Annotated in this window: 24 protein-coding genes and 1 pseudogene; 14 read left to right on the forward strand and 11 right to left on the reverse strand. The window is 65.8% G+C overall.

Annotated elements, in window-relative coordinates; all coding sequences use genetic code 11:
* Positions 1-35 precede the first annotated feature (35 nt).
* The gene (locus tag ACZLHH_RS08990; protein ID WP_019338337.1) at positions 36-923 is read left to right on the forward strand and encodes an MBL fold metallo-hydrolase; all 888 of its coding nucleotides are present in this window, start codon (positions 36-38) and stop codon (positions 921-923) included.
* 85 nt (positions 924-1,008) lie between these two features.
* On the opposite strand, the gene ACZLHH_RS08995 is transcribed toward ACZLHH_RS08990, so the two are convergent.
* The gene (locus ACZLHH_RS08995; protein WP_032130275.1) at positions 1,009-1,302 is read right to left on the reverse strand and encodes a PsiF family protein; all 294 of its coding nucleotides are present in this window, start codon (positions 1,300-1,302) and stop codon (positions 1,009-1,011) included.
* 146 nt (positions 1,303-1,448) lie between these two features.
* Entirely contained in the window at positions 1,449-2,081 is a 633-nt protein-coding gene (upp, locus tag ACZLHH_RS09000) for a uracil phosphoribosyltransferase (protein ID WP_005409099.1), read from the reverse strand.
* Between the two features lie 215 nt (positions 2,082-2,296).
* On the opposite strand from upp, the gene ACZLHH_RS09005 reads away from it, so the two are divergent.
* From ACZLHH_RS09005 to ACZLHH_RS09020, 4 genes are read left to right on the forward strand one after another with little or no spacing between them, the layout of a single operon-like run.
* Positions 2,297-4,810, forward strand: a complete 2,514-nt coding sequence (locus ACZLHH_RS09005; protein ID WP_219635008.1) for a TonB-dependent receptor — start codon at positions 2,297-2,299, stop codon at positions 4,808-4,810.
* The gene (locus ACZLHH_RS09010; RefSeq protein WP_180844915.1) at positions 4,810-5,925 is read left to right on the forward strand and encodes a phytase; all 1,116 of its coding nucleotides are present in this window, start codon (positions 4,810-4,812) and stop codon (positions 5,923-5,925) included. The genes ACZLHH_RS09005 and ACZLHH_RS09010 overlap by 1 nt, the downstream gene beginning before the upstream one ends.
* Positions 5,926-5,939: 14 nt before the next feature.
* Entirely contained in the window at positions 5,940-7,289 is a 1,350-nt protein-coding gene (locus ACZLHH_RS09015; RefSeq protein ID WP_258014100.1) for a purple acid phosphatase family protein, read from the forward strand.
* A gap of 10 nt (positions 7,290-7,299) precedes the next feature.
* Positions 7,300-7,914, forward strand: coding sequence for an inorganic diphosphatase (locus ACZLHH_RS09020; protein ID WP_134951207.1), 615 nt, complete (start codon positions 7,300-7,302; stop codon positions 7,912-7,914).
* 19 nt (positions 7,915-7,933) lie between these two features.
* Here the strand turns inward: ACZLHH_RS09020 and ACZLHH_RS09025 are convergent, their stop codons facing one another.
* Positions 7,934-8,518 carry a hypothetical protein gene (locus tag ACZLHH_RS09025; RefSeq protein WP_180844917.1) on the reverse strand — a complete coding sequence of 195 codons (585 nt, stop codon included), beginning with the start codon at positions 8,516-8,518 and terminating at the stop codon, positions 7,934-7,936.
* A 109-nt stretch (positions 8,519-8,627) separates the two neighbouring features.
* Here ACZLHH_RS09025 and ACZLHH_RS09030 point away from each other — a divergent pair, with 109 nt between their 5' ends.
* Positions 8,628-10,043: a cryptochrome/photolyase family protein gene (locus ACZLHH_RS09030; protein ID WP_180844925.1), complete on the forward strand. Its 1,416-nt coding sequence runs from the start codon at positions 8,628-8,630 to the stop codon at positions 10,041-10,043.
* A gap of 139 nt (positions 10,044-10,182) precedes the next feature.
* Positions 10,183-10,878 (forward strand): YiaD family glycine zipper/OmpA-like lipoprotein, encoded by a 696-nt coding sequence (locus ACZLHH_RS09035; protein WP_010484399.1) that lies wholly within the window; start codon positions 10,183-10,185, stop codon positions 10,876-10,878.
* 742 nt (positions 10,879-11,620) lie between these two features.
* On the opposite strand, the gene ACZLHH_RS09040 is transcribed toward ACZLHH_RS09035, so the two are convergent.
* Complete coding sequence (locus ACZLHH_RS09040; protein WP_005409107.1) at positions 11,621-12,652, reverse strand: LysR family transcriptional regulator; 1,032 nt, start codon at positions 12,650-12,652, stop codon at positions 11,621-11,623.
* Positions 12,653-12,799: 147 nt separating this feature from the next.
* Here ACZLHH_RS09040 and ACZLHH_RS09045 point away from each other — a divergent pair, with 147 nt between their 5' ends.
* The 6 genes and pseudogenes from ACZLHH_RS09045 to ACZLHH_RS09070 all read left to right on the forward strand — a co-directional run bounded on the left by ACZLHH_RS09045 (position 12,800) and on the right by ACZLHH_RS09070 (position 20,634).
* On the forward strand, positions 12,800-13,027 hold the full coding sequence (locus ACZLHH_RS09045) for a hypothetical protein (protein WP_180844918.1): 228 nt from the start codon (positions 12,800-12,802) through the stop codon (positions 13,025-13,027).
* Positions 13,024-13,801, forward strand: a pseudogene (locus ACZLHH_RS09050) (SDR family NAD(P)-dependent oxidoreductase). The gene ACZLHH_RS09045 and the pseudogene ACZLHH_RS09050 overlap by 4 nt, the downstream one beginning before the upstream one ends.
* A 91-nt stretch (positions 13,802-13,892) precedes the next feature.
* Complete coding sequence (locus tag ACZLHH_RS09055; RefSeq protein WP_032128263.1) at positions 13,893-15,119, forward strand: efflux RND transporter periplasmic adaptor subunit; 1,227 nt, start codon at positions 13,893-13,895, stop codon at positions 15,117-15,119.
* Positions 15,120-15,246: 127 nt separating this feature from the next.
* Positions 15,247-18,417 (forward strand): efflux RND transporter permease subunit, encoded by a 3,171-nt coding sequence (locus ACZLHH_RS09060; protein WP_032128264.1) that lies wholly within the window; start codon positions 15,247-15,249, stop codon positions 18,415-18,417.
* A 64-nt stretch (positions 18,418-18,481) separates the two neighbouring features.
* Positions 18,482-19,219, forward strand: a complete 738-nt coding sequence (locus ACZLHH_RS09065) for an SDR family oxidoreductase (RefSeq protein WP_012510730.1) — start codon at positions 18,482-18,484, stop codon at positions 19,217-19,219.
* Positions 19,213-20,634, forward strand: coding sequence for an efflux transporter outer membrane subunit (locus ACZLHH_RS09070; RefSeq protein ID WP_180844919.1), 1,422 nt, complete (start codon positions 19,213-19,215; stop codon positions 20,632-20,634). Before ACZLHH_RS09065 ends, ACZLHH_RS09070 begins: the two co-directional genes overlap by 7 nt.
* Positions 20,635-20,675: 41 nt before the next feature.
* Here the strand turns inward: ACZLHH_RS09070 and ACZLHH_RS09075 are convergent, their stop codons facing one another.
* Entirely contained in the window at positions 20,676-21,053 is a 378-nt protein-coding gene (locus ACZLHH_RS09075; RefSeq protein WP_154263208.1) for a VOC family protein, read from the reverse strand.
* A gap of 141 nt (positions 21,054-21,194) precedes the next feature.
* Between ACZLHH_RS09075 and ACZLHH_RS09080 the strand changes: the two genes are divergently transcribed.
* Complete coding sequence (locus tag ACZLHH_RS09080; RefSeq protein ID WP_180844920.1) at positions 21,195-21,455, forward strand: hypothetical protein; 261 nt, start codon at positions 21,195-21,197, stop codon at positions 21,453-21,455.
* Positions 21,456-21,474: 19 nt separating this feature from the next.
* On the opposite strand, the gene ACZLHH_RS09085 is transcribed toward ACZLHH_RS09080, so the two are convergent.
* The 6 genes from ACZLHH_RS09085 to hchA all read right to left on the reverse strand — a co-directional run bounded on the left by ACZLHH_RS09085 (position 21,475) and on the right by hchA (position 25,016).
* The gene (locus ACZLHH_RS09085; protein ID WP_180844921.1) at positions 21,475-22,329 is read right to left on the reverse strand and encodes an endonuclease/exonuclease/phosphatase family protein; all 855 of its coding nucleotides are present in this window, start codon (positions 22,327-22,329) and stop codon (positions 21,475-21,477) included.
* Positions 22,330-22,467: 138 nt separating this feature from the next.
* Positions 22,468-22,713, reverse strand: coding sequence for a hypothetical protein (locus ACZLHH_RS09090; protein ID WP_180844922.1), 246 nt, complete (start codon positions 22,711-22,713; stop codon positions 22,468-22,470).
* Positions 22,714-22,737: 24 nt separating this feature from the next.
* Complete coding sequence (locus tag ACZLHH_RS09095; RefSeq protein ID WP_317217777.1) at positions 22,738-22,977, reverse strand: hypothetical protein; 240 nt, start codon at positions 22,975-22,977, stop codon at positions 22,738-22,740.
* A gap of 135 nt (positions 22,978-23,112) precedes the next feature.
* The gene (locus ACZLHH_RS09100) at positions 23,113-23,346 is read right to left on the reverse strand and encodes a hypothetical protein (RefSeq protein WP_032128272.1); all 234 of its coding nucleotides are present in this window, start codon (positions 23,344-23,346) and stop codon (positions 23,113-23,115) included.
* An 87-nt stretch (positions 23,347-23,433) separates the two neighbouring features.
* Positions 23,434-24,138: a PA1136 family autoinducer-binding transcriptional regulator gene (locus tag ACZLHH_RS09105; RefSeq protein ID WP_049423583.1), complete on the reverse strand. Its 705-nt coding sequence runs from the start codon at positions 24,136-24,138 to the stop codon at positions 23,434-23,436.
* A gap of 5 nt (positions 24,139-24,143) precedes the next feature.
* Positions 24,144-25,016, reverse strand: coding sequence for a glyoxalase III HchA (gene hchA, locus ACZLHH_RS09110; RefSeq protein WP_180844923.1), 873 nt, complete (start codon positions 25,014-25,016; stop codon positions 24,144-24,146).
* Positions 25,017-25,067: the final 51 nt, after the last annotated feature.

Consider the following 25,067-nt stretch of genomic DNA (forward strand, 5'->3'; position numbering starts at 1 on the left):
CGATTATTTAACGAGCCGGCGCCGATAATCGACACATGAAACTCTGGTCTATTCGTGGAAACTCGCAGCGCCTTGATGGCGGCGCGATGTTCGGCAACGCGCCGCGCGCGTTGTGGGAAAAATGGGCGGCACCGGACGAGCTCAATCGCATCGAGCTGGCCTGCCGTGCGCTGCTTGCCAGCCCGCTGGAAGGCAAGACGGTGCTGTTTGAAACCGGTATCGGCGCGTTCTTCGATCCGCGCATGCGCGAGCGCTACGGCGTGCAGGAAAGCCAGCACGTGCTGATCGATTCGTTGCGCGAGGCGGGTTTCGAGCATGAGGATATCGACGTGGTGGTGCTCAGCCACCTGCACTTCGATCATGCCGGCGGACTGCTGGCGGCCTGGAGCGAAGGGCGTGAGCCCGAGTTGCTGTTCCCCAACGCAACCTACGTGGTCGGCGCACAGCATTGGCAGCGCGCCGTGCAGCCACACCCGCGCGATCGCGCCAGCTTCATTCCGGAACTGCCGGGCCTGCTGCAGGCCAGTGGCCGGCTGGAAGTGGTGGACGGGGAGTACTCGAAGGCGCTCGGCCGCAGCGTGCGCTTCAGTTACAGCGACGGGCATACACCGGGGCTGATGCTGGCCGAGATCGTCGGTCACGCGCATGCAGGCGAAAGTGCGCATGGTGGCGTGGTGTTCTGTGCCGACCTGATCCCGGGCCGCTCATGGGTACACGTGCCGATCACCATGGGCTATGACCGCAATGCCGAGCTGCTGATCGACGAGAAGCGGCAGTTCCTGGAAGACAAGCTGGCGCGCAACGTGCGGCTGTTCTTCACCCACGACCCGCAGGTGGCATTGGCGCAGCTTGGCAGGGATGACAAGGGGCGTTTCGTGACCCTGCACGAGCAGGGTGAGCTGAAGGCACGCGCCCTCGGTTGATGAAAAGGCCGGGCAATGCCCGGCCATTTACTGATGACGGTATATCCACGCCATGCGTGGATGGCGTTTTATCCGGACACGACCATTACGACGCCTTCAGGCAGCTGCTCATGAAGGTCTTGCGCGCATCACCGGCCAGCTTTTTGGCGCCCGCGTCAGCGTTGCACTTGCGCATGCGTTCCTGCTGCGTATTGACCGGCTTGGCGTCGGCGGCGTGGCCGCTGAGGCAGGAGCTCTGTGCAGTCTTGTAGGCATCGCCCTTCAGCCCCTTGTTCTTGGCCGAACATTCGGCCATGCGCTGCTGCTGCGGAGTGGTGGCATTGGCAGCCAGGGGCAGGCCGACCAGCAGGACGGCGGCCAGCAGGAAAGAGGCTTTCATCGGGAGCTCCAAGGGTGGCGGGTGCGCGGAGCATTCGCTTCCCGGCGCCAAGAGCACGTGAAGAATCGCAACGCGGCCGCGATGGCCTGCGCTGTTGGGGTCAGACCCCTTTCGCGGCGAAAGGGCTCTGACCCCGGTTCTTCGGATCAGCCGACGCGGGTACCGAAGATGCGGTCACCGGCATCGCCCAGGCCCGGCAGGATGTAGCCCTTGTCGTTGAGCTGGGCATCGATGGCCGCGGTGTAGATCTCCACGTCCGGGTGCACGGCCTTGACCGCCTCGATGCCTTCCGGCGCGGCGACCAGGAAGATGCCCTTGATGCGGCGGGCGCCGGCACGCTTGAGCATGTCGATGGTGGCGATCAGGGTGCCGCCGGTGGCCAGCATAGGGTCCAGGATCAGCGCGTCGCGCTCTTCCAGGCGCCCGGTCAGGCGCTCGAAGTAGGGCACCGGCTGCAGGGTTTCCTCATCGCGCTGCAGGCCGACCACGCTGACACGGGCCGCCGGGATCAGCGACAGCACGCCGCTGAGCATGCCCAGGCCGGCGCGCAGGATCGGCACCACGGTGATCTTGGCGCCCGCAATGCGCTGCACGGTGACCGGGCCGGCCCAGCCGGGCAGGGTGTGCGGCTCGGTGTCCAGGTCGGCGGTGGCCTCGTAGGCCAGCAGCGTACCCAGCTCGTTGGCCAGTTCGCGGAAATCCTTGGTGCTGAGCGCAGCGTTGCGCATCAGGCCGATCTTGTGCTGCACCAGCGGGTGGCGCACTTCGACGATCTTCATGGTCGGGAAGGGGAAAAGGAGAGAGGGCGCCATTTTGCCGGATCGGCGGGCCGAACCCAAACCTGGCCCGGAGCGGCGTTACTCGAAATGTGCAGGCGCATGTCACGGCCATGCAACCTTGCGGACATACCGTGCAGACCCATTCTTAACAGGAATGGGGATTCCCAGTGCATATCAAGACTCCGTTGGCCGTTGCCATCACGCTGACCCTGGCAATGGGGGCCGCAGCACCCCTGCAGGCCGCCGGGCAGCAGGCGGTAGCCGCCACCGGCGCCGTGGCGTCCGACGCGGTCGACCTGGACCGCATCGAAGTGCGCGCCCAGCTCGAATCGCAGATCCGCGCGGTCGACCTCAAGCGCAGCAGCGACGCCATCGAGGATGCGGTGTCCTCCGATGCCCTGGGTCAGTACCCGGACAAGAACGTGGCCGAGTCGCTGCAGCGCCTGCCGGGCATCAGCGTGACCCGCGACCAGGGCGAGGGGCGCTTCGTGGTCATCCGCGGTCTGGACGCCAACCTCAACAGCGTCAGCGTGGATGGCATCGCCATCGGTACGCCGGAGGATTCCAGCCGCGCCGCCCCGCTGGACGTGATCCCGTCCGACTCCACCGAGCGCCTGCGCGTGGTCAAGTCGCCGACCCCGGACATGCCCGGTGATGCCATCGGCGGCGCCGTGCTGGTGGAATCGGCCTCGGCCTTCGACCGCGACGGTCGCAGCCTGCGTGGCAAGATCGAAGGCAGCCACCAGCAGTTGTCCGGCGAGACCAGCCCCAAGGCCGCCTTCAACTACAGCGAAGTGTTCAACGACACCTTCGGTGTGGCGCTGGGCGTGAACTACCAGAAGCGCAGGTTCGAGTCGGACAACACCGAAGTGGAGTATGACGGCGAGGACGATGCCGTCCCCGGCGATGTCACCGCGATCAACCTGCAGCACCGCAAGTACGAGATCGAGCGCAAGCGCATCGGTGCCAACCTCAACCTCGACTGGCGCCCGAATGAAGACAGCAAGTACTACCTGCGCATGCTGTACAGCCAGTTCGACGATGCGGAGACCCGCCAGCGCGTGATCTTCAACTTCGACGACGCGAAGATGGTCAAGACCGGCACCGACCAGTACCGCCTGGATGGAATGCCGAAAGATTCCATCGACAAGCGCATGCGCTACCGCACCAAGAAGGAGAACACCTTCGCGGCCAGTCTCGGTGGCGAGAACAAGCTGACCAACGCCGTGGTCGATTACCGGATCGGCTACACCCGTACCGAAGAGCGCGTGAACGACGAGATGGAGGCGCGCTTCAAGCTCAACGGCAAGGCCTTCAACGGCACCCTGGACCAAAGCAGCCGCCTGCCCAGCTACAGTTTCGACAACCCGCAGTGGCTGGACAACAGCAACTACGCGTTCGACCGCTTCGTGCTCTCGCCCAAGCAGGTGAACGACAAGGAGCACAGTGCGCAGGTCAACGTGCGCTTCGACGGCGACAGCAGCAGCATCAAGTTCGGCCTGCTGGGCCGCTGGCGCGACCGCGACGTGAACGTCGACGAGCGCGAACTGCGTGTCGGCCCGAAGGTGGCGCTGTCGAGCTGGACAACCTCCTCGCCGGAACACCGCCACGGCAACCTCGGTGACGGCATGGATTCGGCCGCGATGCGTGCCTTCTGGGCGGCCAATGGCGGCCAGTACAGCGCCCGTCCCCAGGATGCCGGTGGCAACGCGATGACATCGCTGGAAGAGGACTACGTGGCCAGCGAAGACATCTTCGCCAGCTATGCGATGGGCACCTGGGACGTGGGCGCGCTGCGCATCATCGGCGGTGTGCGCGTGGAAAACACCCAGTTCAAGGCGGTCGGCAATCAGGTGGACGTGGCCGCCAACGGCCGCAGCTTCACCGTCACCCCGAGGGTGGCCAACAGCAGCTACACGAACGTGCTGCCGGGCCTGCACCTGCGCTACGACGCGGCCGATGACTGGGTGCTGCGCGCCTCGGCCAACAAGACCGTATCGCGCCCGTCCTTCGGTGACATCTCGCCGCGCGTGGGCTACAGCCGCGGCGACGAGGAAGTGCGCCTGGGTAATCCGGAACTGGATCCGTACGAGTCGAAGAACATCGACCTGTCGGTGGAGAAGTACATCGGCAGCACCGGTATCGTTTCACTTGGCCTGTTCCACAAGTCGATCGATGGCTACATCGTGCAAACGGTGCGGACCAATGATCCCGCTTATGGCGGCTTTGACGTGACCCAGCCGATCAATGGCCGCAAGGCCACCGTGCGTGGCGCGGAATTCAACTGGCAGCAGCAGCTGGCCTTCCTGCCGGACGGCCTGGATGGCCTGCTGGTCGGTGCCAGTGGCACCTGGCTGGATACCAAGTTCGATGCCGGCATCAAGGACCGTGCAGGCGAGGATTTCACACTGCCGCGCGCCTCCAAGCATGTCTACAGCGCACACATCGGCTATGAAAAGTACGGTGTGAGTACACGCCTGGCGGCGGTATACCGCAGCGAGTACCTGGACAGCATCGGCAAGGGCCGGGCGTTCGACATCTACGTTGCGCCGAACACCCAGCTCGATTTCTCGCTGGACTACAAGTTCACCCCGCGGGTGAGCATGTATTTCGAAGCACAGAACCTGCTGGACAAGCCGCTTGAGCTGTACCAGGGCACGCGTTCGCGCACCCTGCAGATGGAAGAGTACGGCCGCACCTATGCGCTGGGCCTGAAGGTGGCACTGTGATGGGGCGTGGCATCACCGTCCTGGCGGTCGCGCTCGCGGCGACCCTGGCCGCCGGCTGCACGCCGGCGACCGGCAACGATCCGGCCGCGGCCCCCACGGCAGCGAAAGCCGGGGGCGCGCGCACGGTGACCACCATCGCCGAAGCCTTCCTGTCACCGATGACCCCGGCCGACAACATCGACTCGCCGGCGGCCTGGCGCGCGCCGGACGGCGCGCTGTGGCTGATCGCCACCGCCAAGGCCACCGACAAGCTGGTGGTCTACGATGGCAGCACCGGCCAGCACCTGCGTGACGTTGGCAGCAGCGGCTCCGCACCGGGGCAGTTCGACCGCCCAAACGGCATCGCGGTGACCGACGATCTGCTGTGGATCGTGGAGCGCGACAATCACCGTGTGCAGGTGCTGAGCCTGCCGGACTTCGCGCCGCTGGCGACGTTCGCTGCGGACGACCTGCGCAAGCCGTATGGGCTGTGGGTCGACCGCCGTGCCGATGGCTACAGCGTCTACGTTACCGACTCCTGGGACAACGGCGAGGATGCGCAGGGGCGTGACATCCTGCCGCCGCTGGCCGAGCTGGACAAGCGCGTGCGCCAGTACCACGTGACCCGCGACGGTGCGAAGGTCGAGGCGAAGCTGGTGGCCAGCATCGGTGACACCAGCGAAGCCGGTGCGCTGCGCGTGGTCGAGTCGATCTGGGGCGACCCGGAGAATGATCGCCTGCTGATCGCCGAAGAGGATGAGAGCTACGCCAGCGAGTTCAAGGTCTACACCCTGGCCGGACGCTTCACCGGCACCACGTTCGGCCGCGACGTGTTCAAGGCGCAGGCCGAAGGTGTGACCTTGCGTACCTGCGGCAAGGACGGCTGGTGGATCACCACCGAACAGGGCAAGCAGCGCAGCGTGTTCCATCTGTTCGACCGGCACACGCTGAAGCCTGTCGGCGCGTTCCAGGGCAATACCGTGGCCAACACCGACGGCATCTGGATGATGCAGCAATCCAGTGCGCGCTTCCCGCACGGTGCACTGTATGCAGTGCATGACGACCAGGGCGTGGTGGCGTTCGACTGGGAGAGCATCGCCAAGCAGTTGGCATTGCCGCTGGAGTGTGGCGCATGAGTGGGCATTGCGTGATGCGCACGCTGGCGTTGGGGCTGCTGTTGGCATTGCCGTCGCTGTCGTTCGCAGCGGCCGAACCCAACACCCAGGTGCCAGCAGGCAGCCGCCACTACGCAGCGACGCCGGTGCCGGATCGCATCGTCGCCTCGCCGGCGGTGGATCCCAGCCACGGTTTCGCCGTGGCCTGGCGTACTGACGGCAGCGTGCAGGCACCGCTGCTCGAGATTGCCCTCGCCGGGGATTCGCCGGCCATCGAGGGCATCCGCCAGGTGCGCGCAATGACCCGCGCGCTGCAGACCGAGAATGGGCTGTCGCATCATCATCGCGCGGACATCAGCGGCCTGCAGCCGGATACCCAGTACGTCTACCGTGTGCAGGGCAACGGCAGTTGGAGCGCCTGGAACCAGCTGCGCACGCTGGCTGCGGCCGACCAGCCGCTGACCCTGCTGTACTTCGGTGATACCCAGAACAAGAACGTCAGCCATGTCAGCCGGGTAGTGCGTGCCGCGCAGAAGGCCGCGCCGCAGGCACGCATGAGCCTGTTCGCCGGTGACCTGGTCAGCGGCGGCGACAACATGGATGACAGCGAATGGGGCGAGTGGTTTGCTGCCACCGGCTGGCTGGCGCAGGAAACGCTGGTGGCCCCGGCGATCGGCAACCACGAGTATTTCGAGGAATTCGAGGACACCCCGCAGGAGCGGCGCGTGCTGGGCAAGCATTGGCCGGTCACCTTCGCGCTGCCGGGCAACGGCGCCACCGCCGCGCAGCAGACCAGCTACTGGTTCGATGCGCAGGGTGTACGCGTGGCGGTGGTCGATGGCACCTCGGCACTCGACCTCGGCACCGCCAAGGCACAGGCGCAGTGGCTGGACAAGGTGCTGGCCGGCAACCGGCAGCCGTGGACCATTGTGCTGCTGCACCAGCCGTTCTACTCGCCGCGCGAAGGGCGCGAGAACGCCGCGCTGCGTGACGTGCTGCTGCCGGTGGTACGCCGCCACAACGTCGACCTGGTGCTGCAGGGCCACGATCACACCTATGGCCGTCGCGGTGAAGGGCAGGCCGCCACGCCGCAGTACGTGGTGACCGTGGCCGGGCCGAAGCAGTACCGCCTTTCCGACGAAGCACGCAGGACGATGGATCCGGTGGCCGAGGATACCCAGTTGTTCCAGGTGTTGAACATTGATCCGCAGCACCTGCGCTATGAAGCACGCACGGTGACCGGCCGTCTCTACGATGCCTTCGAACTGCGCCGTGATGCCAAGGGTGGCAAGCAGCGCACGGAGCTGACCGAAGGTCGCATCACGCCACGCGACTGCCCGCGCGCGCAGACCGCCAAGGGTCGTGCCGACCGCTGCTGGGAGTGAGAAGACGCATATGACCACGCCCCGGCGCATCCTTCCGCTCGCCGCCATCGGTGCCGCCCTGCTGTTGCTGGCCAGTGCGGTGACCGCTGCCGATACCGTACTGCATCCGTTCCTGGTGGCCCAGCCGAAGCAGGCCCCACAGGAGGTGAATCTGGCGGTGGAGATTCCGGCCGGCAGCTTCACCAAGTACGAGATCAAGGAAGACGGCCTGGTCCATGTGGACCGCTTCCAGTCGATGCCGGTCGCCTATCCGGCCAACTACGGCTCGATGCCGCGCACTCTGGCCGGCGACAACGATCCGCTGGACGCGCTGGTGCTGACCCGTGAACCGCTGCATCCGGGCGTGATCGTGCGCTTCCGGCCGATCGGTTACCTGAAGATGATCGATGGCGGCGAGCACGACGAGAAGATCATCGGCGTGCCCACCGACAAGGTCGACCCGACCTACGCCAGCATCCGCGACCTGAAGGATCTGCCGGAGGTCGAGCGTCAGCGCATCGAGGCGTTCTTCCGGGTCTACAAGGACCTGCCGGCGGGACGCAACCCGGTGCAGCTCAACGGTTGGGGCAACGCCGCCGAGGCGCGGGTACTGATCAGCGAAGCGATGAAGCGCTTCGAAAAGTAGATCCACGCCATGCGTGGATTCAGTCCAGCAACGTCTCGATGAACGACTCGGCCTGCAGGCGGTCGCCCAGTACCCGGGCCACCGCCTGTACGGCTGCCTCCTGGTGTTCAGGACGGATACCGCCATCGTCATCATCGTTGTAGAGGTCGTCGCCTGCATCGAGGTACACCGTGCCTGCAGCAGCCAGAGCCGCCATCAAGGTCGGCACATCGGTAGTGATCTCGCCGGCATCCAGCAGGCCCGCACCGTGGTGACTGAACAGCACACGGCCGTCATCCAGGTCGAGGATGAACGGATCGGCGCCGCGATCGGCAATCACCAGCCAGTTCGATGGCCAGTTGTCGATCGGATCGCCGCTGATGCCATGCCAGCGATAGCCGGCCTGGTGACTCCACACGCGTCGCAGCGGCGGTATCCAGACATCGAGGCCCGGAATGGTGATGCCGGAGTTGCCCACCTTCGCATTGATCTCATGACCCAGCGGTCCCACCTGCGCGTAGAAGCGCGCCAGCACCGGTGGTAACGGGAACGGTCCCTGCCAGTCACCTTCGTGCTGGGCCCGCAGCAGCCCGAAGCGGGCGAATGAGGCGTACAGATCATCCATGGCGGGGTCCAACGAGGAGCGGCCCAGCAGCCTAGCAGACGGCGTCTGCGTGCAGCGCCTTCACCGCCGCTGGCTATCATGTCCGCCTTCAACAACGAAGGCGGTGACTGTGTCGGTAGCGTTGGTATGGTTCCGCCGTGATCTGCGGCTGCAGGACAATCCGGCCCTGCAGGCCGCGCTGGATGCCGGTCACGACGTGGTGCCGATCTACATCCATGCGCCCCACGAAGAGGGTGAGTGGGTGCCGGGTGCCGCCTCCGATGCGTGGCGCCACCGTTCACTGGCCGCGTTGGACGCCGACCTGCGCGTGCGCGGTTCGTCGCTGGTGCTGCGCAGTGGTGACAGCCTGCCGGCCCTGCAGTTGCTGATCGAGCAGACCGGCGCCGGGGCGGTGTACTGGAACCGCAAGTACGAACCGGCCACCCAGCCACGCGACGCCACCATCAAGCGCACGTTGCGCGAGCAAGGCATCGACGCACAGAGCTGCAATGGCAGCCTGCTGTTCGAGCCGTGGGATATCGCCACCCAGCAGGGCCAACCCTACAAGGTATTCACGCCGTACTGGCGCAACGTACTCAGCCACTGGCGCCTGCCCGCGCTGCAGGCCGCACCGGAAGCATTGGCGACGCACGCGGTCGACAGCCTGGCATTGGATGATCTCCAGTTGGCACCGACGCTGGACTGGGATACCGGCTTCTGGGAGCACTGGCAGCCGGGTGAAGCCGGTGCGCTGGAAGCGCTGTCCGTGTTCGAGGACGGTGCGCTGCGCGGCTACCGCGAGCAGCGTGACCTGCCAGATCGCGTGGGCACCTCGCGGATGTCGCCGCACCTGCATTTCGGCGAAATCGCACCCTGGCGGATTGCCCATGCGCTGGAAGGCCTGCGCAGTGCCGGTACCGACGCCGACATCGACGGCTATCTGCGCCAGCTCGGCTGGCGTGACTTCGCCTACCACCTGTTGCATCACTTCCCGAAGACGCCGACCGACAACCTCAACCCGCGCTTTGACCGTTTCCCGTGGGCCACACCGAGTGCCGCGCAGCTGCACGACTGGCAGCGAGGCAACACCGGCGTGCCGATCGTCGATGCAGGCCTGCGCGAGCTGTGGCACACCGGTTACATGCACAACCGGGTGCGGATGATCGTGGCCAGCTATCTGTGCAAGCACCTGCGCGCGCACTGGCTGCATGGCGCGCGCTGGTTCTGGGACACCCTGGTCGATGCCGACCTGGCCAACAACACGATGGGCTGGCAGTGGGTGGCCGGGACCGGTGCCGATGCCGCGCCTTACTTCCGCGTGTTCAACCCCGTGACCCAGGCCGAGAAGTTCGACCCCCAGGCCCGCTACATCAGCCGCTGGGTGCCCGAACTGGGGGCGCTGCCGGTGAAAGCGCGCTTCGCGCCGTGGCAGCATCCGTTGCTGCTGGCGGCACATGCCCCGGACTATCCGCGCACGCCGCTGGTGGATCTGGCGGTTGGCCGCGATGCCGCGCTGGCTGCCTACCGGCAGTCGGGAGCGGGGTAAAGTGCGGGCTGATCGATCTGGTCAGTTAGCTGAACGCGGCCCTGTCGACGTGCCCGATCATCATTCCGGCATCGCATCGGGCTGTTTATTCTCTTTGCGCCCGCAGGCCGCCGGCCGACCGGAAACCAAGGAGAACCTCATGATCCGCAATACCACCCGCAACGTCGCACTGGCCCTGATGAGTGCGGCCGTCCTGTCGGCCTGCGCCACCGGCGGCTCCTACGTACAGAGTGACCAGTACGGCAACCCGACCGAGCAGCAGAACCGCACCGGCCGCAACGCGCTGATCGGCACCGCCATCGGCGTAGCCGCCGGCCTGCTGACCGGTGACAGCGCCACGGAGCGTCGTCAGCATGCGCTGATCGGCGCCGGTATCGGCGCGCTCAGCGGCGCCGCAGTAGGCCAGTACCAGGATCGCCAGGAACGCGCACTGCGCGAGCGCACTGCCAACACCGGCATTGATGTGCAGCGCCAGGGCGACAACATCATGCTGAACCTGCCGGACGGCATCACCTTCGACTTCGGCAAGTCGACCCTGAAGCCGCAGTTCTACGGCTCGCTCAATGGCGTGGCAGGCACCCTGCGTGACTACAACCAGACCATGATCGAAGTGGTCGGCCACACCGACAGCATCGGCAGTGACGCGGTCAACAACCGCCTGTCGAAGGAACGTGCCGACTCGGTCGCGCAGTACCTGATCGGGCAGGGCGTGCAGAGCGTGCGCATCGAAACCCTGGGCGCCGGCAAGTCGTACCCGATTGCCGACAACAGCACCGATGCCGGCCGCGCCAAGAACCGCCGCGTCGAAATCCGCGTGATTCCCCTGAAGCAGTAACGCGTAGCGTTACGGTTCCGGCGCAGCCGGAACGAAAATGCCGCCCTTGCAGGCGGCATTTTCTGTAGGTGCCGAGCGTTGCTCGGCACACCGATAGCGCTCCCGGTTGCGGCTTTTCCGAACGGCGCCGACCAAGGTCGGCATCTACCGAAAGCCACGTAGCCGGAACGAAAATGCCGCCCTTGCAGGCGGCATTTTCTGTAGGTGCCGAGCGTTGCTCGGCACACCGATAGCGCTCCCGGTTGCGGCTTTTCCGAACGGCGCCGACCAAGGTCGGCATCTACCGAAAGCCACGTAGCCGGAACGAAAATGCCGCCCTTGCAGGCGGCATTTTCTGTAGGTGCCGAGCGTTGCTCGGCACACCGATAGCGCTCCCGGTTGCGGCTTTTCCGAACGGCGCCGACCAAGGTCGGCATCTACCGAAAGCTACGCCGCCGGAACGAAAATGCCGCCCTTGCAGGCGGCATTTTCTGTAGGTGCCGAGCGTTGCTCGGCACACCGATAGCGCTCCCGGTCGCGGCTTTTCCGAACGGCGCCGACCAAGGTCGGCATCTACCGAAAGCCACGTAGCCGGAACGAAAATGCCGCCCTTGCAGGCGGCATTTTTGTGGGTGCCGAGCGTTGCTCGGCACACCGATAGCGCCCGTAGAGTCGAGCTTGCTCGACTGAAGCGCAAGAGCAGTCGAGCAAGCTCGACTCTACGGAATGCCGGTAGATCCACGCCATGCGTGGATGCTTCCGGTCATGCGGCCGAAGCGGCCACCTTCTCCAGGATCCGCTTGCCGCTGCTTTCCAGCGCCGCGTCTTCCTTTTCCTTCTGCTGCTGCGCCAGCTTCGCGCCCGGGCACTGCGCCAGCATGTAATTGGCGTCGAAGTTGAGCTTCTCGACCAGGAAGTCGACGAATGCACGCACCTTCGGCGAGACCAGGCGGCCACCGGCGAACACGGCGTTGAAGTCCACTTCCGGGCCAGTCCAGCCGGCCAGCACGCGGCGTACCATGCCCGACTCGACGAACGGCTTGGCCATCACGTCGCCGGTCAGCAGCAGGCCTTCGCCGCACACCAATGCACCATTCAACGCAGACATGTCGTTGGCGGTCATCAGCGGGGTGACCGGGAAGTCACGCAGCTCGCCGCCGTTCTCGCCCAGCTGCCAGGTGAAGCGCGGCGAGTTGCCGGTGTGGTACGGCTTGCGCATCGCCAGGATGCGATGGAACTGCAGCTCTTCCGGATGCAGTGGCTCACCATAGCGTTCGATGTAGGCCGGGCTGGCGAACACCTGCGTGCGCAGGCTGCCCAGCTTGCGTGCCACCAGGTTGGAATCGGGCAGGGCACCCACGCGCAGGGCCAGGTCCGCCTCACCTGCAATCAGGTCCAGCTTCTCGTTGCCCATATGCATGTCCAGACGGATCTCTGGATACTGCGCATGGAACTGGCCCAGCAGCGGCGCAATCCAGGTGATGCCGATCGAGTAGGGCACGGTGAAGCGCAGCCAGCCGCGCGGACCGGACTGCAGCTGGCTCACCGCGCTCTCGGCTTCTTCCAGCTCGCGCGCGATGCGCTGGCAATGTTCGTGGTAGATCGAACCCGCTTCGGTCAGGCCGAGGCGGCGGGTGGTCCGGTGCAGCAGGCGCGCACCCAGGCGCGTTTCCAGCTCCTGCACTTTGCGGCTGACCGTGGTCTTGGGCAGGCCGAGCGATTTGGCAGCGGCAATGAAACTGCCTTGCTCGACCACTTTGACGAAGATCAGCGTCTCGTTGAGATCGTGGGACATGGTCTGGGATCCTGGACGTCGGGGATGGGACAATCGTGACAGAACGATTGGACCGGGAGCGGGATGATTATTCCCCTTAATCAGGACTAATCAAGTAAAGGTTTGAGGTCTATCGTGGCGCCATTCGTTATTTGGAGCCCGTCCGCCATGAGCCTGCGCAACATTCTTGCCCGTCTCCGGAACGCCGGCCAGAGCACCCTGGACCTGGCAATGACCGTTGAAGTCCGCCCGAGTTCCTTGGTACACAAGGACTTCCGTGAGTTTACCGCGCCGATGCGTCAGCAGCGTGGCGGTGCCATCCGCCTGGCCCCGCGCAAGGGCGACCGGCTGCATCGAATCGGGACTATCCCGGATTTGGGAGGAAATGTCCCGTGAATGGGATGCTGACGCCCGAAGTCCTGGTCCTCGGCGGCACCGGTGCCGTCGGCCAAGGCGTGGTTGGCGCACTGCTGGAAGCCGGCAGCCCGGTGCTGGTGGTCGGTCGCGACCCGGGCCGGCTGGCGGCACTGCATGAGCAGTTCGCCGATGAGCCGGGCCTGGAGACGCTGCTGGGTTCGCTCAGCGATGACGGCTCGGCGCGCGCACTGGCCGAACGCATCGCGCATCGCGCATCGCCCGCGTCCGCTGGCGGCAGTGATCGCCGCAATGGGCGGCCCTTACCGTCGCGGCCGGGTGACTGACCGCAACGGCGATGAACTGCTGGGCGCGATGCAGGCCGATCTGATGCCGCACGTGCACGCAGTGCGTCATCTGCTGCCGCTGCTGCAGGACAACGTGCATGCGCGCCGCTACGTGATGATCGGCAGCCCGGCCAATGCCAAGCCATGGGCGGGCTACGGCGAAACCTCGATCACCACTGCGGCGCTGCGCATGTACGCGCAGGTGGTGCACCAGGAAGCCCAGGCATTGGGCGTGCGCGCGCAGATGCTGGAAGTCTGCAGCCCGGTGTGTACGCCGGCCAACGCGGCCAATGCCTGCATCGAGTGGCCCAGCTCACTGCTGGTCGGCCGTCGCGTGGTCTCCCTGCTCGACGGCTGCCGCGACAACCGCGCCATCGTCCGCTGCGACAGCAGTGATGCCGAACTGCCGCGCGGCCTGCTGCACCTGGACGTTCCTCCCCTGTGGCGCGATACCGCAGGCGTCGCTTGACCTCGACCATGGTTGAGGTCGCAGGATACGCCGCCTGTTTTTGCAACACGTTCTCATCTAGCTGTACCACCCCTCCGTACGGATGCATGCCATGACTTCCCCCAATTCCACCCCACATCGTTTCGGCCATCGCATCGCGATGGTCGGCGTGTCGATCCTCGCCGCAGCCGTGCTGGCGGCCTGCAGCGGCGGCCACGCCGAAGAAGCCGGTGCACCGCCGCCGCCGCAGGTCAGTGCTGCACCGGTGCTGGTCAAGCAGGTCAGCCAGTGGGACGAGTTCAGCGGCCGCGTCGAAGCGGTACAGAGCGTTGAACTGCGCCCGCGCGTGTCCGGCTACATCGACAAGGTCAACTACGTCGAAGGCCAGGAAGTGAAGAAGGGCGAAGTGCTCTTCACCATCGACGCGCGCAGTTACCAGGCCGAGTACGATCGCGCCGCTGCCGAACTGGCCCGCGCCCGCACCCAGGCCACGCTGGCCCGCAGTGAATCCGAGCGTGCCAAGCGTTTGTCCGAGCAGCAGGCCATTTCCACCGAGACGGCCGAGCAGCGTCGCGCTGCGGCTGACCAGTCCGGTGCCGCCGTACAGGCGGCCCAGGCTGCGCTGGATGCGGCCCGCCTCAACCTGGAGTTCACCAAGGTGCGTGCGCCGATCGACGGCCGTGCCGGCCGCGCGATGGTCACCGCCGGCAACCTGGTCACCGCCGGCGACAGCGCCAGCGTGCTGACCACGCTGGTCTCGCTGGACACCGTGTTCGTCTACTTCGATGCCGATGAAAGCACTTTCCTTCGCTATGCGCAGATGGCGCGCAAGGGTGAACGCCCGAGCGAGCGTGACAGCGATCTGCCGGTGAAGGTCGGTCTGTCCGGCGAAGAGGGTTACCCGCATTCGGGCAAGGTCGACTTCCTCGACAACCAGGTCGCCCGCAGCACCGGTACCATCCGCGTCCGCGCGCTGCTGGACAACGCCGATCGCCAGTTCACGCCGGGCCTGTTCGCCCGCGTGCAGCTGCTCGGCAGCGGCCAGTTCCAGGCCCTGCTGATCGACGAGAAGGCCGTTCTGACCGACCAGGACCGCAAGTATGTCTACGTGGTCGACAAGGATGGCAAGGCCCAGCGCCGCGACATCCAGCTCGGTCGCACCGCTGATGGCCTGCGTATTGTCGAGCACGGCCTGGCCGCCGGCGACAAGGTGATCATCGACGGCGTGCAGAAGGTCTTCATGCCGGGCATGCCGGTGCAGGCCAAGGCCGTGGCGATGCAGCCGCAGGCTGCGCCGCCGGCACCGGGCCGCGATGCCACCGCCGCGCTGAACCACTGATCCGCCGTCTCCTGATCCGCGTCCCCGCTTAGCTGCCGGCGCCAGCAGCAGCCTTCCCTGCCTTCGTCATCTCGGCGAGGGGCGGGGAGGCTGTTGCCCGCCGAACGCCTTTCCCAGGAATTCCTCCATGGACTTTTCCCGTTTCTTCATCGACAGGCCGATCTTCGCGGCGGTGCTGTCGATCGTGATCTTCGCCGCAGGCCTGATCACGATTCCAATCCTGCCGATCAGCGAGTACCCGGAAGTGGTGCCGCCGTCGGTGGTCGTGCGCACGGTGTATCCGGGCGCCAACCCCAAGGTCATTGCCGAGACTGTCGCCACGCCGCTTGAAGAGGCGATCAACGGCGTCGAAGGCATGATGTACCTGAAGTCGGTCGCCGGCTCGGACGGTGTGCTGCAGATGACCGTCACCTTCCGCCCGGGCACCGACCCGGATGCGGCGGCGGTGAAGGTGCAGAACCGCGTGGCGCAGGCGCAGGCGCGCCTGCCCGAGGACGTGCGCCGGCAGGGCGTGACCACGCAGAAGCAGTCACCGACCTTCCTGATGGTGGTGCACCTGACCTCGCCGAACGGCAAGTACGACACCCTGTACCTGCGCAACTACGCCCGTCTGCACGTCAAGGATGCGCTGGCGCGTATTCCGGGCGTGGGTGACGCGCAGATCTTCGGTGGTGGTGACTACGCCATGCGCGCCTGGCTGGACCCGGACAAGGTCGCCTCGCGCGGCCTGACCGCCAGTGACGTAGTGCGCGCCATGCGTGAGCAGAACGTGCAGGTCTCGGCCGGCCAGCTCGGCGCCGAACCGCTGCCGAACAGCCAGTTCCTGACCCTGATCAATGCCCAGGGCCGCTTGAAGACTGAAAAGGAATTCGGCGACATCGTGCTCAAGAGCGGTGTTGATGGCGAGATCGTGCGCCTGGCCGATGTGGCCCGCCTGGAACTGGGTGCCGGTGACTACACCCTGCGTTCGCAGCTGGACGGCAAGAACGCGGTGGGTATCGGTATCTTCCAGTCGCCGGGTGCCAATGCACTGGAGATCCGTGACCAGGTCATCTCGACGATGGACGAGATGCAGAAGACCATGCCGGCCGACGTGAAGTACGAAGCCGTGTATGACACCACCATCTTCGTGCGCGACTCGATCAAGGCCGTGGTCTCCACGCTGCTGGAAGCCATCGCGCTGGTGGTGCTGGTGGTGATCCTGTTCCTGCAGACCTGGCGTGCGTCGATCATTCCGCTGATCGCGGTGCCGGTGTCGGTGGTCGGTACTTTCGCCGCGCTGTACCTGCTGGGCTTCTCGATCAACACGCTGAGCCTGTTCGGCCTGGTGCTGGCGATCGGCATCGTGGTCGATGACGCGATCGTGGTGGTGGAGAACGTCGAGCGCAACATCGAGGAAGGCCTGTCGCCCACCGCCGCGGCCCACCAGGCCATGCGTGAGGTGTCCGGCCCGATCATCGCGATCGCGCTGGTGCTGTGTGCCGTGTTCGTGCCGATGGCCTTCCTGTCGGGTGTCACTGGCCAGTTCTACAAGCAGTTCGCGGTCACCATCGCCATCTCCACGGTGATCTCGGCGATCAACTCGCTGACCCTGTCGCCGGCCCTGGCTGCGCGCCTGCTGAAGGCCCATGGTGCGCCGAAGGACGGCCCGAGCCGCTTGATCGACCGCCTGTTCGGCTGGGTGTTCCGTCCGTTCAACCGCTTCTTCAAGTCCAGTTCGGAGAAGTACGAGCGTGGCGTGGCCCGCATCCTCGGCCGTCGTGGTGCGGTGTTCGTGGTCTACGCGATCCTGCTGGTCGGTACCGGTGTGATCTTCAAGCTGGTGCCGCCGGGCTTCATCCCGACCCAGGACAAGCTGTACCTGATTGCCGGTGTGAAGCTGCCGGAAGGTTCGTCGATCGCGCGTACCGATGAAATGCTGCGCAAGGTCGCCAAGATCGCCCAGGAAACCGATGGCGTGGCCCACACCATCTCGTTCCCGGGTTTGAACGCGCTGCAGTTCACCAACACGCCGAACACCGGTGTGGCGTTCATTCCGCTCAAGCCGTTCGCCGAGCGCCATGGCCGTACCGCCGCGCAGATCAACGCCGAGATCAACCAGAAGATCGCCGGTCTGCAGGAAGGCTTCGCCTTCTCGATGATGCCGCCGCCGATCCTCGGCCTGGGCAACGGCAACGGCTACCAGATGTTCATCGAGGACCGTGGCAACCTGGGTTACGGCGCGCTGCAGAATGCTGTACAGGCAATGCAGGGCACCGTTGCGCAGACGCCGGGCATGGCCTTCCCGATTTCCAGCTACCAGGCCAATGTGCCGCAGCTGGATGCCGAGGTCGACCGCGTCAAGGCCAAGGCACAGGGCGTGCAGCTCACCGAACTGTTCGACACGCTGCAGACCTACCTCGGCTCGGCTTACGTCAACGACTTCAACCAGTTCGGCCGTACCTGGCAGGTCATCGCGCAGGCGGACGGTCCGTACCGCGAAACGGTCGAGGACATCGGCAAGCTGCGTACCCGCAATGACCGCGGCGAGATGGTGCCGATCGGTTCGATGGTCACCATCAAGCAGACCTTCGGCCCGGACCCGGTGCTGCGCTTCAATGGCTATCCGGCGGCGGATCTGGCCGGTGAAGCCGACCCGCGCCTGCTGTCTTCGGCCGAGGCGATGAACAAGCTGACCGAGATCGCCGGCAAGGTGCTGCCGGTGGGCATGACCACCGAATGGACCGACCTGAGCTACCAGCAGGCAACCCAGGGCAAGGCCGCCTTCATCGTGTTCCCGGTGGCGATCATGCTGGCCTTCCTGGTGCTGGCCGCGCTGTACGAGAGCTGGTCGCTGCCGCTGGCGGTGATCCTGATCGTGCCGATGACCCTGCTGTCCGCGCTGTTCGGCGTATGGCTGACCGGTGGTGACAACAACGTGTTCGTGCAGGTCGGCCTGGTGGTGCTGATGGGCCTGGCGTGCAAGAACGCGATCCTGATCGTCGAATTTGCCAGAGAGCTGGAGATGGGCGGCAAGGGTATCGTTGAAGCTGCGCTGGAAGCCTGCCGCCTGCGCCTGCGCCCGATCGTGATGACCTCCATCGCGTTCATCGCCGGCACCGTACCGCTGGTGCTGTCGCACGGTGCAGGTGCCGAGGTGCGCTCGGTGACCGGTATCACCGTGTTCGCCGGCATGCTGGGCGTGACCCTGTTCGGCCTGTTCCTCACCCCGGTGTTCTACGTGGCCCTGCGCAAGTTCGTCACCCGCAACGGTGGTGGCCAGCTGGTGCAGCACGGCGAGCCGACCATCCACCACTGACATGGAACCCCGTCGCCGCCGGTCACTGGCCGGCGGCGGCTTCCCCCTCACGAGGCAAGAATCCATGAACTCTCATCAGAACAAGATCGCGCTGGTCACCGGCGCCACCCGCGGCATCGGCGCCGAGACCGTGCGCCAGCTGGCCCAGGCCGGCGTGCATACGTTGCTGGCCGGCCGCAAGCGCGAGACCGCCGTAGAGCAGGCGCTGAAGCTGCAGGCCGAGGGCCTGCCGGTGGAAGCCATCCAGCTGGACGTGACCGATGCCGCCAGCATCGCCGAAGCGGTCGAGCAGGTACGCCAGCGCCATGGGCGCCTGGACATCCTGGTCAACAACGCCGGCATCATGATCGAGAACCCGGCGCAAGCCCCGTCCGAACAGTCGCTGGATACCTGGAAGCGCACTTTCGACACCAACGTGTACGCACTGGTTGCGGTGACCCAGGCCTTCCTGCCACTGGTCAGGCAGGCCAAGTCCGGGCGCATCGTCAACGTTTCGAGCATGCTCGGCTCGCAGACCCTGCACGCTGATCCGACCTCGGGCATCTACGATTTCAAGATCCCCGCGTACAACGCCTCCAAGGCAGCGGTGAACAGCTGGACGCTGGCGCTGGCGCATGAACTGCGCAGCACCCAGATCAAGGTCAATACCGTGCATCCGGGTTACGTGAAAACCGATATGAACGGCGGCCACGGCGAGATTGAGATCAGCGAAGGCGCGCGTTCCAGCGTGCAGATGGCACTGATCGGCCATGAAGGCCCGAACGGCAGCTTCACTTACCTGGGCGAGGTGCTGCCATGGTGATCCGCACGTTGGCGATGGCCGTCTCCAGCCTGGTGCTGGCGGGCTGTGTCAGCGTCGGCCCGAACTACAAGGCGCCGGTGCAGGATCCGGTGGTGCTGCAGGGTGCGCAGCAGCCGGTGTTCAGCACCACCTCGCCGGTGGCCAGCTGGTGGGCGCAGTTCGATGATCCGGTGCTGGAAGAGCTGGTGCACGGCGCACTGTCGGACAACCTGGACCTGCGCGTGGCCGTGGCCCGCGTCAGCCAGGCCCGCGCGGTGTTCGTCGAAAGCCGCTTCGACCAGGCGCCCCACGTTACCGCGGGCGGTAGCTACGATCGCCGCAAGCAACCCGATCCGCAGCTGGGTGGGCAGCGGGTGTTCAGTGAAAGCTACCAGCTCGGCTTCGATGCGGGCTGGGAGCTGGATCTGTTCGGCCGCAAGCGCCGTGCTGCAGAAGCCGCGCGTGCCGACCTCGACGCCGAGCAGGCCAACCTGGCCGACGCACAGGTACTGATCGCCGCCGAAGTGGCACGCAACTACTTCGAGCTGCGCGGCACACAGAAGCGCATCGCCGTGGCCCAGCACACCCTGGTAAATCTGCGCGAGACGCAGAAGCTGACCGAGGCACGCTGGGAGCTGGGCGCCGGCAGCGAGCTGGACGTGCAGAGCAGTCGTGCGCGGCTGAAGGCGATCGAGGCCGACATTCCGCTGCTGGAAGTGGCCGAAACGCAGTCGCGCAACCGTCTGGCCGTTCTGCTGGGCCAGCGTCCGGAAACGCTGACCGCCATGCTTGCGCCGCACGAAGTGCCGGCATTCGCCAAGGCGCTGCCGCTGGGCGATACCCGCGAGCTGCTGCGCCAACGCGCCGACGTGCGCGTGGCCGAGCGTCGTCTTGCTGCCGCTACCGCGCGGGTGGGCGTGGCCACGGCGGATCTGTTCCCGCGGCTGTCGCTGTCCGGTTTCGTCGGCTTCCTCGGTGGCGATGCCAGTGGCCTGGTCAATGGCAACAACAAGGCCTGGTCGCTGACGCCGTCGCTGAGCTGGGCGGCCTTCGATTTTGGCACCGTGCGTGCACGCCTGCGTGCCAGCAAGGCCGAGGCCGAAGGCGTGGCAGCACAGTATGAGCAGACGGTGCTGCTGGCACTGGAAGACACCGAGAACGCGCTGACCCGCTATTCCAAGCAGCAGGCGCGGCTGGCGATCGTGGTCGAGCAGGCGCAGGCGGCACGCCGTGCCGAGTCGCTGGCGCAGATCCGCTATCGCGAGGGCTCGGAGGACTTTCTGACCCTGCTGGATGCGCAGCGTACGCAGCTGGCAGCCGATGATGCGTTGGCCGCGGCCGAGTCCGAGGTCAACGTCAGCGTGGTGGGCGTGTACAAGGCGCTGGGTGGTTGGGGTCAATCACCGCAGCCGCCGAGTGTGGCGCAGGTGCAGTAACCGCAGGGGACGGAAGCAGTGGCTTCCGTCCCTTTCTTCTTTCAGGGCCAGCGATTGGCCGGTACCTCGCGCTCGCGCATGCGCACGATGCAGAAGCGATGGCCGGTCGGTGCTTCCATCACCCACCACCGCTTGACGAAGCCTATCCGCCGCGCGCCGAGCTTCTCCAGGCGGTCGGCCTCGGCGTCGATGTCGTCACTCTCGATGTCCAGGTGCACCCGTGAAGGGTGATTGACGCGTTGCACCTCCACGTTCAGGCCTGCGGGCGCGCCCTGCAGGTCGGCGTACTCGGCGCCGTCTTCGGCATAGGCGGGCTGCGCCTGCAGGCCGAGCGCGGCGGACCAGAAGCGGGCACCTTCGTCGGCGGGAATGCCCTCGCAATCGATGATGAAACCGGCCAGGCGGCTCTGGTGTGCCATGCCTTTCTCCACAGTTCGGGAACGGGGGCAGGGTAGCGCGGTGTGTGCTGTGGACGTTGTCACAGTCGTGACGTTTCTGACTCTGCCGGAAGCCGTGTCCGCCGTGTAACTAGTGGGGGCAGATTCCAGGGAGTAAAGACGATGAGCGATGACAGGCGGGATACCCAGCGCATGCTGTTTGGCGACCCGGGGCCACCCGGCGCGGGCCTTTCGGTGGCGGTCGTTGTGCTGCTGGTGCTGGCGACGATGGCCGCTGCGATCGGTTTCCTGCGACTGCCTGATCCGATGCTGGGGCTGGGCCTGATCGGCGTTGCCGTGTTCCTTGCTGTCGGCGCCCGCATCTGCCAGGCGCGCAACCAGCACCTGGCGTTGTACCGGCTGTTGTCGCGGCAGCCGCGGTAGCCACGGCGGCCGCGGAGATTCAGTGCTTCGGCCAGTCCAGCTCGACCACCAGCGGGAAGTGATCCGACGGCAGCACGCCGTCGATGCGGCGGTCATCGGTGAGGAAACTGCGGGCATGGAAGCCGCGCACCAGCACCCAGTCCAGCTGCACGGTGGCCTTGCCGGTGAAGTCGTGGAAGGTCAGGCGTGGTCCCTGCGGTGCATTCACCTGCGTGCGTGTGTCCTGCAGCAGGCGGGTGAATGCCTTGTAGGTGTCACCGCCGGGCTCGCTGTTGAAGTCACCGGTCAGGACCACCGGTAGGTCGGCAGGCAGGGCTTGCAGGCGCTTGCCGATCAGCTCGGCACCCTTCACCCTGCGCGGTTCGTCCTCGTCGCGATAGGGCAGGTGGGTATTCATGAAGTAGAAACGGCGGCCATCGTCCAGGCGCCGGAACAGGGCCCAGGTGACCATGCGCGGGTACAGGTTGCCCCAGCTGATGCTGCCGGGTACTTCGGGCGTATCGGATAACCAGAAGTTGCCGGATTCCTCGATGGCCAGCACCTTGCTGTCGTAGAACACGCCCATGTGTTCATCGCCGCTGCCACCGCGGCGGCCTTCACCGAACCAGCGGTAGCCGGGCAGATGCCCGGACAGGAAGTCGGCCTGTTCCTTCACCAGCTCCTGCGTGCCGATCACGGTCGGGTGTGCATCGAGGATGACCTTGACCATGGCATCGCGACGGTCCGGCCAGCGCTTGCCCGGTTCGGTATCGGCCGGGGTTCGGACATTGAACGACATCACTTTCAGTGGCGCCGGCGCAGCAGCCCAGGCGACGGCAGGCAGAGCAAGCGCCAGCAGCGCATACAGCGCAGGGCGACGGAAACGCGACAACATCGTGGAATCCCTCCATTCCATGAAAACGGTTTCATGAAGCATGCCATGGACGGTGGGGTCGGCGATATGCCGGGATGGGCGGATGGAAGATGCCGGGCGGGCGGTGAAGGTCCCGCCCGGCGGATCGCGCGGGCGCGATCAGGGGTCGTAGATCATCCCGTTCTCGTCACGGTTGTAATGACTGGTGACTTCGCGGGTGCCGTCGTCGTAGACCACGTACGACGTGCAGCGCTGGTGGAACACGTTGCCAGCGATGCGGAAGGGCACACACTCTTCCTGGACCTCGATGACCTCGGCAGCCGTTGTGGTGGCGACGGGGGCCAGCATCAGCACGGCCAGCACGGTGGCAAGCGAACACGCCGATACGCCTTTATGCAGTCTCATTCCCACACTCCTTGTCGATGAGGATTACATCAGATACGGGTTGCCGTATTCGTCGATCCAGTACTCGGTGAGGAAAATCTCGCCGTCCGCATCGGGCATGGTCACGATGCAATGCTGGTGGATGCGGTAGCGCTCCACTTCAAACGGTTCGCAGCGCGTCACGCTGCCGGGTGGGCTGGTTACCCCGGCGTTGGCGTTGCCGCTCGACATCATTCCAGCGAAGGCCACGGCCAGTGCGGCCATCGAGGCCAGGTGCAGTTTCATGGGCATCATCCTTGTGTCTGCAATCGCGCATCTGCGCGGTGTCGTGCAACTACCCCCGGGTAGAGCATGCGCCCGAGTGGCAGCTGCTGCATGCGCGCCGGCCCGGCGGGCGGCCCGGCGCAGTCCCCTGCCGGCTCAGTCGCGCAGGTAAGGGTTGCCGTACTCGTCGATCCAGTACTCGGCTTCGTACACGTTGCCGAATTCATCGGTGTAGGTTTCCGTGCAGTGCTGGTGGACCCGGTTGTGGTCCACTTTCACCGGCACGCACGAAACATTTTCTTTCGGTCCCCCGGCATTGGCGTCCGCCACCGGAGCCAGGGTTGCCGTTGCCATCACCAACGCGGCCATCGCGGCCAGTTGCAGTTTCATAAGCATCGTCCTTGCTTTCTGCAATCGCGCACATGCGCATGGCGTGTGTAACACGCGAACCAGAGCGCCGGAAGTGTCTTGCCCGGATCAGTCCTCGATCTCGCCGCGCCGACTGGCAGCACGCACCGCCTGCGCGGTGGTTGCCACGCCCAGGCGCTGGCGCGCGCGTCGCAGATGATTCTCCACCGTACGGGCGGAAAGTCCCAGCGTGGCCGCGATTTCCGCTTGGCGACGGCCGGCGGCGACCCAGCGCAGCACCTCGCGTTCGCGCGTGCTCAACGCACTTCCGGAAAGCTCGGTGGGCGTCTCGGAAAGCCGGCGTGCGGCACGGAATGCTGCAGCTGCAGCAGCATCCAGCAGCAGTCGCGCGCTGGCCGATGCATCGATCGCTGTCCCGGCAAAACTGATCGCGCCTTCCAGCCCTGTGGTGCCGAACACCGGCACCTGCAGACCGTGCAGGCCTTCACCACGTGGCTGCTTTACCACCTGATAGCGTTCGCCGCGAACGCCCTGGCGCTTGCTCCAGAAGAACGGCGCGTCACTGTCCAGAACGTGGCGATTGACCGGACAGGCGTGCAGGTAGCGCGCGAGGTCGGTAGTGCTGCCGTCGCCGAACCAGTCGCCCTCGATCCAGTACACGCGCTGGGTACCGCGTTCCAACCCCGTGCCGGTGGCGAACACCAGCACGCGGTCGTAGCCCAGCGGTGCAGAGATGCCGCGTAGTACCGCGCCCACCGCACTCAGTGAGCGGGCGCGTTCCAGTTCCAGCAACGCCTGCACCAGATCGCTCACGCCAGTCAGCGCCCGGCCAATGCGTCGAGCAGCGTGCGCGCGGCCAGCTTGCCCAGCGCATTGCCGGCCAGCGGGCTGTCGCCGGTCAGCAACAGGCGGTCCTGCAGCACGCTGCCATCGATGCCGTCGTTGACGATCTGCACGCCCTGCTGCGCCAGGCGCTCACCGAAGAACCACGGCAGCTGCCCGGGCATGTAGCCGATCTCCGGCGTCTGCCGGTCCATCGCATCGGGGAAGGCACAGATGCGGTAGCCGCGGAACAGCGAACCACCGTCGGCCTCGTCAACGCCTGCGGCCAGCAATGCGGCCGGGCCGTGGCAGAGGGTGATGATGTGACGTTGCTCGGCCATCGCCCAGTGCAGGGCCGCCTTTACCGCGCGACTCTGCGGCAGTCCGATGAGGGCGCCGTGGCCACCGGGAATGAACACGGCTGCATAGTCCGACGCGGCATCGAGGCCTGCCACCACCTCTTCCAACGGCAGTGGCTGGCGGAAGCGGGCTTCGTAGCGGTCGTACAGTCCGCCGATCTCCTTGTCCTCATGCGGGAACGCCCACCACTCGAACTTGGCGGCGTTGCCGGACAGCGTGGCCACATCGATGTCGAAGCCGGCCTTGTCCAGATGGTACATCGGCAGCAGGGTTTCCACCGGATGGTTGCCGGTGGAGAACAGGTGGCCGTTGGCGGTGGGCAGATAGCGTTCGTCCGCAGCGATCATCAGCACCTTCCAGCGGCCATCGCGGCGCGCGTCGGGATAGTCGGCGGCGGACAGGTCGCTCTTCGCCGATGTGAACTGTGACAGCGAGTACGGCGACGGGAAGAAGGCGTCGCGCTCGGCCGGATCGGGGCTGGGGTGGCGGCTGGGCTCTTGCGTGTTCATGCGGACCTCCAGTGGGGTAGTGGAGCCAGCATAGAAGGGCGGATGCGTACA

Source organism: Stenotrophomonas sp. 28608_Sma (assembly GCF_056486185.1).